Raw genomic sequence first — 13,032 nt, forward strand, 5'->3', positions numbered from 1 at the left:
CGGTCTCGCATCACCGACCAGGCGACGTGCTCTCTCGTCGGCGCAACCACTGTGCGAGCGCATAAAGGCCGAGCCCGACGACGATGAGCACGCCCCCGAAGAGCCATACGAGCCCCCGCTGCTGAGTCAGCAGCAGGATGCAGGACGCGATGCCGAGCACAGGGACGAAAGTCCAGACCCGGAAATGATCATGTTCGACGCGGTCACGTCGAAGTACGAGCACCGAGACGTTGGCGCTGAGGAAGACGAACAGCAGTAGGAGAACGACGGTCTCGGCCAACGTCGCAAGATCACCGATGAGCGTCAGCAGCATGGCCACGAGCGTCGTCGCGATGATCGCCACCCATGGTGTCTTGCGGCGCGGCAGCACACGCGCGAGTCCGCTCGGCAGGAGGCCCTGTTCGGCCATCCCGTAGGCGAGCCGGCTCGCCATGATCATCGTGAGAAGCGCGCCGTTGGCGACCGCGATCAGCGCGATCAGGCTGAACAGCCACGACGGCACGCCGATGCCGGTCGCCTCGACGACGGCGAGAAGCGGTCCGCTGGATTCCTGGAGCTCCTCAGCGGGCAGGGCAACCGCGCTGGCGAGTCCGACCAGCACGTACACGACGCCCGCTGTCGCAAGAGCGCCGAACAGCGCTCTGGGATATGTCTTCGATGGCTCCTTGACCTCTTCGATCACGTTCGCGGAGGTCTCGAAGCCCACGAACGAGTAGTAGGCGATGATCGCGCCTCCCAGCACCGCCATCCCCACCGTGGTGCCTTCCGGTGCTTCCAGCAATCGTGATGCGTCACCTCCGCCACCTGCGAAGAAGAAGCCGACGACGGCGATGACGATCACGAGTCCGCTCAGCTCGATCGCCGTCATCACCAGGTTCGCTCCCATGGATTCGCGGATGCCGCGGGCGTTGAGCGCGGCGACGATGACGAGGAAGACCATCGCGGCCGGGATCGGCGGCACGGGAAGGAACGTCTGCAGATAATCCCCTGCGAACGCGATCGCGAGGCCCGCAGCGCTCACCACTCCCGCGGCGAGCATGCTGAAGCCGATCAGGAACGACACGATCGGGCTGCGGAAAGCGCGCTCCGCGAAGACGGCGGCACCGCCGGCTCGCGGGTACTTCGTGACGAGCTCCGCGTACGATCCCGCCGTGAGCAGCGCGAGCAGAAGGGCGAGCAACAACGGAGCCCACAGCATCCCGCCGACTTCCTCAGAGAGGACGCCCATCAGTGCGTAGATCCCGGCGCCGAGGACATCGCCGAGGATGAACGCGAAGAGCATCGGGCCTGTGATGGCACGACGCAGCCGCGAGGGCGCTTCTGTCTCTTTCGTCATTGCTCCAACCTAGAGATCGCGCGAGCAACGCTCACGACCCTTGACAGTGGGAGCCTGTTCATGTGTGCGCGTCGTCTGACTCGGCCTGCGCCTCGCGACGGATACGGTGAGCCTCGGCCACGTCGGCGCTGTCTTTGCGGACGGTCTTCGCGATCCGGGTCGCGTCGCGCAACGGCAGCTGCACCTGCCTCTCGGCAGGCACTCCGTCGCGGAGCTCGCGCACGCGCTCCAGCTCCCGGTCAAACTCGACCCCGACAAGAAGGGACATGTTCGCGATCCACATCCACAGCGCGAAGATGATGACCCCCGCCAGCGGCCCGTAGACCCGGTCATAGCCCGAGAGGTTGACGATGTAGAAGCCGAACGCGATGGAGGCGATCGCCAGTACGAGGATGGCGACGGCGGCCCCGAGGCTCATCCAGCGAAATCGCGACGGTCGAATGTTCGGTGCGAAGTAATACAGCAGCGCCACGACGAACACGACGAGGAGCACGAGCAGCGGCCACCGCACGATGCGCCAGACGAAGAGCACGACGTCGCCGAGACCGAAAACCTCGCCCACCGCCTGCGCAACAGGGTCCGAGCCGGCGAGGAACAACGCGGCGATCACGGCACAGACGATGATGACCACGGCGATAGCCAGCTGGCTGAGCTTGAGCGCCCAGATGCGACGTCCCTCCTCCACGCGATGTATCCGGTTCATTCCGCGCGCGAAGACCCCGACGTAGCGCGCCACCGCCCAGATCGACAGCAGCACCCCGCTCGCCAGCAGAAGGCCAGACATCCGTAGGTCGGCGAGCTCTTTCAAGAAGTCCGCCACCCCGTCGGCCGCTTCCTCGGGTGCGACGGCGCGCACGATGTCGAGAGAGATCTGCGCGGTCTCCTCATCCCGTCCGAGCACGCTGAGGATGGAGAATCCGACCATCGACGCAGGTAGCAGGGCGAGGATCGCGTAGAACGCGAGGCTCGCGCCGATGTCTGCGCACCCGTCCGCAGCAAACGCTCGAAAGATCCGTCTGATCGCAAAAGTCCATGGCCGGGTCATAGACCCACACTCGTCGCTCCCCGGCGCGATGCCATGCCCCTTGACACGGCCTCGCCCCCAGGCCTCCGGCTCTCAGTTCTGCGTGTCGCCTCAGCTCTGCGTTTCGAGCACCTCGTCGACAAGCAAGATGCCGCCCGTCGAGTTCGCCGAGTGCATCAGCTCTTCGACCCAGCGAGCGTTGAGCGGCGCAGCATCCGGCTCATCGAAGACGAAGCGCAGCGGAATGGACGGATGCACCCAGATCGTCGAGCGACCGACCGGATCGCCGTCTGCATGCTTCCACGACAGAGTGAACGATTCCTGGCGTCGCAGCTTCGTGGCGATGACGACCTTGAGGTGCGCCAACGCGCGATCGTCGATGTGAATCGGGTCTTCAGACCCACCGTACTGAATCGAACCCATACGCTGACCGTAGCGCATGGCAATCACCATTTACTCCCGTGCTTTCAGCAGAAGGAGAATCCGCCGCAGGTGCATGCACATGAGCACCCCCGGCCCCATCGCCTGGTGCGAGTCGACAGCAGCCTGATTCACGGACTCGAGGAGCACTCGAACCGCTCGTGCTGCGCTTTCGCGCGCCTCGTGCGCGGCCGTGCTGTCGTCCTCGTCGAGTGCGATGCAGTCGGCGACGCGCAGGCATGCCGCACTCAGCGGTTCCGCGAGCGTCGGGTTGAGACCCAGCCCGCCCGGCCGATCCCAGATGGCATCGGCGAGCACCTCGGAGATGTCCCGGATACGCACGGCGATCAGCTCGAGGGCCTCCAGCCGATCGTGCGCTTCGGACGTGTCATGCCGACCCCGCATCGCCCTCGGATTGCCCTTGCGGCTGGTGTCGGCTTCGTCGAGCGCCTGCCGTACCTGGCGTGACGTATCTGCCAGCGCCGCAGCATCCCGGACCCACCCGTCGCGTTCCGGTGGCCACGAATCGGACACCGCTTCGCCGATCTCGTGCAGGTGCGCGGCGAGCTGTTCGCGAAAGCCGCTGATCCTGGCTGAAGCTACCGCGGTGAGAGTGCCGGGGGCAATGAGCAGGTTCACGGCAAGCCCGACCACAACCCCGACCGCCATCTGGCTGACGTACCCCAGCGAGTAGTCATCTGAGTTCTGGCCGCCGATGACCAGCACGAACAGTGCCGCGATCGGGACGTACTCACGCCCCACTCCGAACCACCCGGTCCCTGACAGCAGCACTCCGAAGCCTGCGACGAGGGGAATGGTCCACCAGTTCGGCCCGACGGTCACGACCACGATGAGCGCGAGTGCGATGCCCGTCACCAGACCCAACAGCGTCTGCAGACCCGACTTCATTGACTCCATCAGAGTCGGATACATGCTCAGCAACGCGCCGAGCGGTGCGTAGTACGGATATTCATCCGTCACGCCGGGCATGTGCAGCGCGACGGCCCACGCGATGCCGACAGCGAGCGCCGCTTTCGCCGCGAGCAGCAGGCGCGCAGGCCCTAACGCCGCCTTCAGCGACTCAAACCGTTCGCCACTCATGCCCTGTGATGGCCGCACCGGCCTGTGGTCCCATCTGGAGCATGCCGCCGTCGATCACGAGTGAGGTGCCCGAGATATAGGCGGCCTCCGGCGAGGCGAGAAAAGCGATGAGCGCTCCGACCTCGCGGGCATCTCCCGGACGCCCCAGAGGGATGCCCGGCCGGTCCACCGTCTTCGGGTCGATGTCGACGCCGCCGGCCTTCGCTATCGAGATATCTCCCGGCGCCACACTGACGGCGCTGATCCCGTATTGACCGAGCTCCAGCGCCAGGTTCTTCACGAGTCCGCTGAGACCGTGCTTCGCGGCATCGTACGCGCTGAAGCGCACCATGGGCTGATGCGCGTGCACACTCGTCACCGCTATCAGACGTCCACCGCGTCCGGCGGCGACCATGGCGCGTGCGGCGCGCTGCAGGCAGACGAAGGCTCCGGTCAGGTCGGTGTCGAAGACGTGGTTCCACTCTTCGAGTGTCATCTCCAGGAATGGCGTCTGCGTGCCGATACCCGAATTGTTCACGAAGACGTCGATGCCGCCGAGCTCATCGATCATGCCGTCGATGACGTCGCCACAGGCCGGCATGTCGGTCACATCGAGTTGCGCGACGACCGCCCTGGCGCCGTGGCTGCGCACCTCTTCGGCGGTCTTCTCCGCCCCGTCCCGGTCGGTGTGCCAGGTGACGCCGACATCCAGGCCTGCGGCTGCGAGCGCGACCGCGGCCGCGCGGCCGATACCCGAGTCCGAGCCGGTGACGATCGCCCGGCGCACTTCTCGATCAGGGTTCATCGTCACCCACCAGACGGGTTGTCGAGCGGCATCCCGTTTTCGTCGGTGGTCTCGGGGAGCCCATCTGATCTCGGCAGACGCTCGCCGACCACGGCGACGTCGTCCTCAGGGGCGCCTCCGTCGGTGATGCCTCCGCTCGGAACCGCATCCTCGATCGTGTGACTTGATCCATTGCGCAAAGCGAAGTCCCGACCAGCCTCGACGGCTTCCTCTCGACTGCTGAAACTGAGAGAGAGCTCATTCGCTCCCTCCACCTCATTGACCCACTGACCCTGCTTATCCCTGGTGACAACATCCAGATGCGACAAGTCCCCTACCTCCCGGCTTCGACATGATGCTCGATCTCGAGTTCCCACGCTACGAAGGGCAAGTTGCCCCGGCGAGGGCCTTGACACCGCGACGATGTCTGCTTCGGTGGCTTTCGCTCTTGTCAACCCTGTTGGCGACGACACCTCGCTCTGCGAATGTCACTGTACGAATTATCTTCGACAAGCAGCTGACCCTGTGGATGGGCCAGTGCAACGTCAAGCGCTGGGTGGACGAGATCCTGCCGCTGGTGGAGGATCCGGCCGATCCGCTCGGCGTGCTCGACCTCGCGACACATCATGCACCGCTCGCGGACACACCGGAGCTCTACTCGACGTTCCAGCGCAAGGAGGACGGCTGCATCAAGGTCGTGCTGAATCCCTGAGTCACAGTTCGATCGGCGGTGCCGGCTCCGTCCCGGATTCTTCCGGATGCAGCACGAGATTCACGATCGCAGCGACGAGCCCGCCCCACACGGTGACCATCGCGATGATCATGAAGATGATGGCCGCGGTTGTCATGCGCCCGTTCCCTTCGTCGTCCGGATCGTTCCGGTCTCAGCATCCGGTTCGTAGCTCTCCTCGACGAGGAACTCGTCGTACTCCGCATCGTCCTTGGCATGCGAGCGTCCGCTCCATGGGATGAGCGAGAGCAGCACGGCGAGGACCACGAGGGCGATGACCATGCCCCAGCCGAAGATCCCCAGGAACCACTCCGGATAGCCTCCGTACGGGTCCTGGCTCTTCGCGATCAGCTCACTGATGAACAGGTAGCCGAGCACGATGGGTGCGAGCAGTCCCACGAGCAGCTTCCAGATCAGCCCGACACGGAAGCTGGAGCGGCGGTTGAGGTGCTCCTGCAGAACCGGCAGCTTGTGGAGCACCCATGCCACGACGATGACCGCGACGAGGGCTACTGCCATGATGCCGAAGGCGTTGACGAAGGCATCCGTCGTGTCGAGAACGGCGAGCGCCGTCGTTGTAGAGAAGAACGCCATCGAGATCACCGCGAGCGGAATCGTCACCGTGAGTGTGGCGCGCACGCGACCCCAGCCGAGCTTGTCCTGGATGGCCGCGACGATGACCTCGAGGATGGAGATCATCGAAGTAAGCCCGGCGAACGTCAATGCACCGAAGAACAGCACGCCGATGATGGGTCCGCCGGCCGCCTGCGAGACGATCGTCGGGAACGCGACGAAGGCGAGGCCGATGCCAGCGGACGCGACATCGGACACCTCGGCCGACTGCGCCTGGGCCATGAACCCGAGGGCGGCGAACACGCCGATGCCGGCGAGGATCTCGAAGCCCGAGTTCGCAAAGCCGACGACGAGGCCGGAGCCGGTGAGGTCGGTCTTGCGCTTCAGGTAGGACGAGTAGGTGACCATGATGCCGAACGCCACCGACAGCGAGAAGAAGATGTGTCCGTATGCGCTCGCCCACACTGCCGGGTCACCGAGTGCTTCCCAGTTCGGGGTGAAGAAGGCGTTCAGGCCGTCCATCGCTCCGGGGAGGAACAGCGCCTGGACCACGAGCACGATGAACATGACCGTCAGCAGTGGCAGGAGCACGGTGTTGGCGGCACCGATGCCGCGCTTGACGCCGAGACCCATGATCACGATGGTGACCAACCATACGATCAGCAGCGGAATGCCGACCTGCGGAACGAACTCCATCGAGATGCCGGTGGAGACGTCGCCCATGTTCAGGAACTCGCCGAAGAAGAAGTCGTTCTCGTTGCCCTCGCCCCAAGAAAGCTGGACCGAGAACCACGTGTACATCGCCGCCCAGGCGATGATCACGGCGTAGTAGACCGAGATCACGACGCAGATGAGCACCTGCCACCAGCCGAGGGGTTCGGCGGCGCGGTGGAGGCGACGGAAAGCGAGGGGCGCGGAGCCGCGGAAGCGGTGGCCGATCGCGTAGTCGAAGAACAGCAGCGGGATGCCGGCGGTCAGCAGCGCGCACAGATAGGGGATGAGGAACGCTCCACCGCCGCCCTCGTAGGCGACGTACGGGAAACGCCAGATGTTTCCCAGGCCGACGGCTGAGCCGATCGCTGAGAGGATGAAGACATTGCGCGAGCCGAAGGCTTCGCGCTTCGCGGTCTGTGGTCGAGCGGATGTCATGCGCCGACCTTACCGCGAAGCACGAAGTGCGCAATATACTGGGCTTTTAATCCGAGGGACGGCCAGATGCGTCGATACGCAGCGGTATTGAGCGCAGTTGCGCTGCTCGGCGCACTCGCCTTGAGCGGCTGCAGTTCTGCGTCGGAAGCAGATGCCACCGGCGGCAGAGTGATCTCGACCGCGGTCCTCACCCCGCCGCCCCCTCCCAATGATCTGAGTGACGAGCAGGTGGCGCAGATCACCACCGTGCAGTGTCCGGATGCGATCACCGAAGACACCCTTCGCGCACTCGTGCAGCCGCAGGCGGATGCCGTCGAGTTCTTCGCGACTACCCTGCAGTGCGGTGACATCGCAGCGGTGGTGGCTGTCGGTGAGGGCGCGCCCGCTTTCGTGTCGCCGATGCAGTACATCGATGCGCCGTGCCCTGCGGGGACGCTGTTCACCGTCTGGGCGCACTACGACGATGACCTGATCTTCGGCAGCCCGACGATTCCGCAGGCGCTCGACGCTGGTCAGTGCGTGCGCAACCTGTATCTGACGGGGTCGGATGCCGGCAAGGGTCTGGATTACGCGTACGGACGCGAAGACGGACTCCGCGATTCCTACGACGTTCTGCTCGGGGCGCCGCTGGAGTGGGAGGAGCGCACGGTCACGCTCGTCAACGGACTCACACTGGCGATGAGCCGTCCGATCGGCGATCCCCGCGTCACGCTGTTCTTCCTCAGGCTCCCCGACGGTGGTCTTGGTGCCAGCGGCTTTGAAGCCACCGGATGGGAGAGCCTGCCGAAGCTACTCGCAGGCACTCTCAGCGAACTGCACATGATCGACGCCGGCACCCCGGTGTCGATCGACGGCATCAGTTCCACCGTCGTGGAGCTGTACAACGCGTACCAGCCGGTGACGGTGATGGCGCATCTGCCCGGCAGCGCCGAGGGCACGAGCGGCGACCACCCCGATCATCAGGTCACCGGGGATATCGTCATGGGAACAGCGGATTCCGGACAGATCGACCCCGCGAGGGTGATCTACGCACAGGGCTACCCCAGCGCGGACCGGCCCCAGAACCTCGACGGTGATGTCCTGCAGCGCAAGCTCGACGCATTCGCCGCCTATGCGATACATGACCCGGTGATCCGCTGCTCAACGGCTGACACCTGCGCCAATGTGAAGCTCTTCGGGGCGTGGCTGTTGCGCCAGTACACGATCCCGCACGCGGAGCTCGTGCGCCCGTAGCCGCGCTTCCCGGTCCCGCCGCCCGTCTATTCAGCCGCGCGGGATGCTTCTCGCGTCTGAGCGGCGCGCAGGAGCGGCGAAATCCATCCCGCGCGGCGATACTAGGGAGTGTCACCGTCGGCTTGACGCCGAGAACGGAGCGTACGGATGACGAATCTCGAGAAGAAGCCCGAAGAGGAGATCCTCGCCTCCGGCGAACCGTGCGTCGGTGTGGAGGTCCTCGGGCCGCGCGAAGTGCCGCTCGGTGGGCCGCGGGCGATGACCGTGTACCGGACGCTTCCGTCGAAGGGGCGCTCGTTCGTCGGTGCGTGGTGCTTCCTCGATCATTACGGTCCGGACGATGTCGCGGACACGGGCGGGATGGAGGTACCGCGGCATCCGCATACTGGACTGGCGACGGTCTCGTGGCTGTTCACCGGAAGCATCGACCATCTCGATTCCGGCGGCAACGCCGCCGAAGTGCGCCCCGGCGAGCTGAATCTGATGATCTCGGGGCGCGGGATCACGCACTCGGAGATCAGCACGCCGGAGACGCGCGCGCTCCACGGCGTGCAGCTCTGGTACGCGATGCCGGAATCGACGAGGTTCGGCGACAACGAGTTCATCCACTACGTACCGGATGCCGTCACGCGAGCGGGTCTCTCGGCGCGCGTCTTCATCGGCGAGCTGCTGGGGGCCGCGGCTCCCGTCGATACGCGGACGCCCGATCTTCTCGGCGCGGAGCTCGTGCTCACCCCTGGCACGGAGGTCGCTCTCACCGTGCGCACGGATTTCGAACACGGCGTATTGGCCGAGTCAGGTGCAGTGTCGGTGAACGGAACGGTGCTCGTGCATCGCGCGCTCGCCTACGTGCCGACCGGATCGGATACGCTCCAGCTCACCGCCGGCCCCGAAGGCGCGCGCGTGATTCTTCTGGGCGGTGTGCCCCTCGGCGAGCGCATCGTGATGTGGTGGAACTTCATCGGACGCTCGCACGAGGAGATCGTGGAGTTCCGGCGCCGGTACCAGTCCGAGCTGGGGTTCGAACCAGACGATCCGATGGATGCCGGAAAACCGAGGCTGTTCGGAGAGTTCCCCACCGGTCAGCGCGATCCGCTGCCCGCGCCCGCGCTGCCTACGGTGCGGCTGAAGCCGCGGGAGTAGTCGGAGCTATGCTCGCGGCCGTTCGAGGGCGGCGCAGCCACGTCGCACGGCCGTAGTCGCGCTGCAGCCATGGCCAGAACAGCCACCACACAAGGAGTGCCGCAGCAGAACCGGCGAGGAGTCCGGTGACCGCGTCAGAGAGCCAATGCGCGTTGATCAGTGTGCGCTGCCAGGCCATGCCGATCATGACCAACGCACTGATGACGATCCAGCCGATGCGCACGCGACGAAGACGCGGCGGGATCAGCGCCAACACGATGATGACGAGCACCCCGGCGGCGGTCGCATGACCGGAGGGGAACGAACCGTGGTCGACGGCGAACAGCGGCCCGAACAGTCCGGCTGCCTCGTCGGCAGCGGGGCGCGGTCGGTTGACGAGATTCTTCGTCACCTGCGAGTACACGCCCATTCCCATGAGGCATGCGACGAATACGAACAGCGCGGACCGCCAGCGCCCAAAGATCACGAGGCCGAGCGGCAGGAGAATCCCCATCGCCACAGCGCCGGGGGCCTCGCCGAGCAACTGGAAGAACATCGCCAGCGGCTGCTGGTAGATCGCCGCATCAGGCGACACTCCGACCGCCGCCCGCCATGCGTCATCGATGGGCTGCATGAGCGGATTCTGCGGGTCTTGCGCCACGATGATACCCATCGCGATGAACACCGCAGTCAGCCCGACCGCCCACCACAGCAGTGCGATCGGGCGTTTCTCCACAAGTCCATGCGCCGCCTTCGGCTGTGTTTCGGCGATGGATGGGACAACATTGTCGACCATGGGATTCTCCTTTTCAGACGCGACGCCGCGTCAGTTGAACAGATCGGTTCGCAGCAGTGCGAACATCACGGCATGCACACGGTCGCGCAGCCCATTGCCGACGCCGACGGGGTCATCGTCGTAGGCCGCGTTCACCTGCGTTGCCGTCGAGTTGCCGAGCATCGCCAGCATCAGGTCGTTGCCGTACCGGACGCCGAGCGCGGGGTCCATGAACCCGCCGAGCACAGCGTCCGATGACACGACACCATCAAAACCCCATTCGCCGCGCAGGACGTCCTGCAGAAGCGGCTCGCTGCCACCCGCCCATCGTCCACCGATGTTGATGAATGAGCTCATCGCGCCCCAGGCATCTGCCTCCTTGACGGTGATCTCGAACGGTCGCAAGTAGAGCTCGCGCATCGCCTGCTCGTCAGCGAAGATGTTCACACCGGTGCGGGCGTTGGTCTCCTGCTCATTCAGCGCGAAGTGCTTCATGAACGTGAGAACGTCCTTGCTCTGCGCACCTGCGACCATCGCCGCGCTCATCTTGCCGGACACCAGCGGGTCCTCGGAGAAGTACTCGAAGTTGCGACCGCCGAATGGCGTGCGGTGCAGGTTCATGCCCGGGGCGTACCACCCCTGTACCCCGTAGGCATTGGCTTCGGCACCGACCGCTTCACCCATCTCGCGCGCCAGCTGCTCGTTCCACGTCGAGGCGATGACCACCTCCGTCGGGAAGGACGCCGCGGTCAATGAGCTGAACAGCGAATTCAGGCCGGCAGGGCCGTCCAGCAGGATCGCGGACGGCACCCCGAGGCGCTCGACCGGCTCGGTCTTGTACGCGCCCTTGGAGAACACCGCGGTGAGCTCGTCGCGGGTGAACTGGTCGAGGAACGACTCCCACGTCGGATCGTCGTAGTCGAGACCTGCGAGGTCTTCTAGTTGCAGTCCGTTGTCGGCGCCGTAGGTCGGCTCCTCGCCCGAGGTCGCCTCGAAAGTCGGGTTCATGAATGCGAGCAGCTCGTCGGATGCCGTGGTCTCGACATCGGAGGCGTCCGGATACGTGCCCTCCCAGTCGTTGCGCGACAGGTAGGTCAGGTCACCGTCGGCGTACTCGAAGCGATTCTCGAGAGCGGCTCCCGTGGCAGCATCCGTGTCGTACACCACCGTGTCGGCGATCTCGATCGGGAACGTGCCCACGGGAGTGTGCACGTCGGTGCCCACCGTGATCTCGTAGGTGCCTGCCTCCAGGACATAGGCCTCCCGGTCCGCAGCATCCCACGAAGCCATGTCCCGCACGGCGAAGGTGACCGTCACATCCTCCGAGGCACCCGGTTCGAGCATCGACGTCTTGGCGAAGCCCGCAAGCTCGATCGAGGACTTCTCAACGCCTCCTGGCGTGTACGGGGCGGAGTAGTAGACCTGGACGACGTCTTTGCCCGCCACCTCACCGGTGTTCGTCACGGTCACATCGACGCTGATCGTGCCATCGTCAACGACCGGCGCCGCGGTCTGCCAAGTGAAGTCGGTGTAGCTGAGTCCATAGCCGAAGGGATACTGCACGGCGGCCTGATATCCGGCCTCATCGTCCTGGTACCGCGTCTCGTAGTAGCGGTACCCGATGTAGATGCCCTCCTCGTACTCGTACAGTCCACGGGACGCGTTCTCGTATTGGAAGTTGCCGAAGTTCTCTGACGCCGGTGCACTATCGACGTCATAGGCGTAGGTATCGGTGAGATGTCCGGACGGATTCACGTCACCCGCGAGGACCTTCGCGAGAGACACGGCGCCCTGCGGGCCGGGGGTGCCGATCCACAGTGCCGCGGTGATCTGCGGGTACTCCTCGAGGAAGCCGAGCTCCATCTGGTTGCCGGAGTTGATCACGACGATGACGTCGTCGAAACTCTCGGTCACGACATCGAGCAGTGCCTCTTGACCACCCGACACGCGCAGCTCATCGGCTGCGAAGTCCGCCCCCTCGACCCCATCGTTCCCGATCACGACGAGCGCGGTGTCGGAGAATTCCTTCGCCTGGGCCAGCACCGGCTCGGTGAGGTAATCGGGGTCTGGCTCCGTCTTCTTGCCGCTGCCGGTGAACAGACCGACCATCTGCTCGATGAAGCCCTGCGAGCCCTGTTCGGTCTCAGCGCCGGCATCTTCCATCGCGGCATACAGTTCGGAGTTGTACTCGATCCCCTGCCCTTCGAGCGCGTCGTAGAGGGTGACGGCCGATGACTGGTCGGCGCCACCGGAACCGCCTCCGCCGTAACGCAGGTTGAAGGATGCGAAACTGAACACGTTGAGCTTCGCATCGGTGAGCGGCAGTGCGCCCTCGTTCTCGAGCAGCACGATGCCTTCATCCGAGATGCGCCCCGCCAGTTCGGTGCCGTACTCGCGCGACTCGACCCCGTCCGGTGTGGACGAGTCGATCTGCAGCGAGGTCAGCCGCTGGACGTCGTTGATGACCGGGGCCACAAGCACGCCGATCACCACGATGACGACAGCGAAGATGCTCCACCCGACGATGCGTCGTGGGCGGTGCGCGACCTTTCGGTAGACGCGCTCGCGACGTCTGTCCTCCCGTCGCTCGGCGCGCGTCATCCCGTCGCGGTGCGCCTTGCGATCGATCTTCGCCTGCGTCTTCGCCGCGCGTGCTTCCGCACGATCTGCCGCCTTCGCCGCCTTCCGGTCGGCGGAAGACATCGCTCCCAGCTCAGCGCGGCGGGCGCGCCGCTCGGTCCGCTCGACCGCCACGCGCGCGAGCGCGTCCTGCTTGATCTCTTTCCGAGTTGCCACGTTGCTTCCC

General features: G+C 65.2%; 12 protein-coding genes and 1 pseudogene. 3 read left to right on the forward strand and 10 right to left on the reverse strand.

Annotated features, from left to right (window positions below; all coding sequences use genetic code 11):
• Positions 1-10 precede the first annotated feature (10 nt).
• The 6 genes from ACTU6U_RS02615 to ACTU6U_RS02640 all read right to left on the reverse strand — a co-directional run bounded on the left by ACTU6U_RS02615 (position 11) and on the right by ACTU6U_RS02640 (position 4,973).
• The gene (locus ACTU6U_RS02615; protein ID WP_443467593.1) at positions 11-1,336 is read right to left on the reverse strand and encodes an APC family permease; all 1,326 of its coding nucleotides are present in this window, start codon (positions 1,334-1,336) and stop codon (positions 11-13) included.
• A 58-nt stretch (positions 1,337-1,394) separates the two neighbouring features.
• Entirely contained in the window at positions 1,395-2,381 is a 987-nt protein-coding gene (locus ACTU6U_RS02620; protein ID WP_443467594.1) for a YihY/virulence factor BrkB family protein, read from the reverse strand.
• 90 nt (positions 2,382-2,471) lie between these two features.
• Positions 2,472-2,783: a DUF7882 family protein gene (locus ACTU6U_RS02625; RefSeq protein WP_443467595.1), complete on the reverse strand. Its 312-nt coding sequence runs from the start codon at positions 2,781-2,783 to the stop codon at positions 2,472-2,474.
• 30 nt (positions 2,784-2,813) lie between these two features.
• On the reverse strand, positions 2,814-3,881 hold the full coding sequence (locus tag ACTU6U_RS02630) for an FUSC family protein (RefSeq protein WP_443467596.1): 1,068 nt from the start codon (positions 3,879-3,881) through the stop codon (positions 2,814-2,816).
• Positions 3,862-4,665 (reverse strand): SDR family oxidoreductase, encoded by an 804-nt coding sequence (locus tag ACTU6U_RS02635; protein ID WP_443467597.1) that lies wholly within the window; start codon positions 4,663-4,665, stop codon positions 3,862-3,864. Before ACTU6U_RS02635 ends, ACTU6U_RS02630 begins: the two co-directional genes overlap by 20 nt.
• Positions 4,666-4,667: 2 nt before the next feature.
• A complete protein-coding gene (locus tag ACTU6U_RS02640) occupies positions 4,668-4,973 on the reverse strand; it encodes a DUF2188 domain-containing protein (RefSeq protein ID WP_443467598.1) in 306 nt (101 codons plus the stop codon).
• A gap of 173 nt (positions 4,974-5,146) precedes the next feature.
• Here ACTU6U_RS02640 and ACTU6U_RS02645 point away from each other — a divergent pair.
• Positions 5,147-5,356, forward strand: a pseudogene (locus ACTU6U_RS02645) (glutathione-dependent formaldehyde dehydrogenase); the annotation flags it as partial.
• A gap of 1 nt (position 5,357) precedes the next feature.
• Here ACTU6U_RS02645 and ACTU6U_RS02650 read toward each other — a convergent pair.
• Together ACTU6U_RS02650 and ACTU6U_RS02655 are read right to left on the reverse strand one after the other, a co-directional pair.
• Complete coding sequence (locus ACTU6U_RS02650; RefSeq protein ID WP_443467599.1) at positions 5,358-5,492, reverse strand: methionine/alanine import family NSS transporter small subunit; 135 nt, start codon at positions 5,490-5,492, stop codon at positions 5,358-5,360.
• Positions 5,489-7,096 carry a sodium-dependent transporter gene (locus tag ACTU6U_RS02655; RefSeq protein ID WP_443467600.1) on the reverse strand — a complete coding sequence of 536 codons (1,608 nt, stop codon included), beginning with the start codon at positions 7,094-7,096 and terminating at the stop codon, positions 5,489-5,491. Before ACTU6U_RS02655 ends, ACTU6U_RS02650 begins: the two co-directional genes overlap by 4 nt.
• A 66-nt stretch (positions 7,097-7,162) precedes the next feature.
• Between ACTU6U_RS02655 and ACTU6U_RS02660 the strand changes: the two genes are divergently transcribed.
• The gene (locus tag ACTU6U_RS02660) at positions 7,163-8,329 is read left to right on the forward strand and encodes a PIG-L deacetylase family protein (RefSeq protein ID WP_443467601.1); all 1,167 of its coding nucleotides are present in this window, start codon (positions 7,163-7,165) and stop codon (positions 8,327-8,329) included.
• 147 nt (positions 8,330-8,476) lie between these two features.
• Positions 8,477-9,472: a pirin family protein gene (locus ACTU6U_RS02665; RefSeq protein WP_443467602.1), complete on the forward strand. Its 996-nt coding sequence runs from the start codon at positions 8,477-8,479 to the stop codon at positions 9,470-9,472.
• On the opposite strand, the gene ACTU6U_RS02670 is transcribed toward ACTU6U_RS02665, so the two are convergent.
• Positions 9,444-10,247: a phosphatase PAP2 family protein gene (locus ACTU6U_RS02670; protein ID WP_443467603.1), complete on the reverse strand. Its 804-nt coding sequence runs from the start codon at positions 10,245-10,247 to the stop codon at positions 9,444-9,446. The two genes, ACTU6U_RS02665 and ACTU6U_RS02670, sit on opposite strands and share 29 nt — an antisense overlap.
• 30 nt (positions 10,248-10,277) lie before the next feature.
• Entirely contained in the window at positions 10,278-13,022 is a 2,745-nt protein-coding gene (locus ACTU6U_RS02675; protein WP_443467604.1) for a beta-glucosidase, read from the reverse strand.
• Positions 13,023-13,032 lie beyond the last annotated feature (10 nt).

The sequence above is a fragment of the Microbacterium zouquanmingi genome (genome assembly GCF_052266695.1).
Lineage (GTDB): Bacteria > Actinomycetota > Actinomycetes > Actinomycetales > Microbacteriaceae > Microbacterium.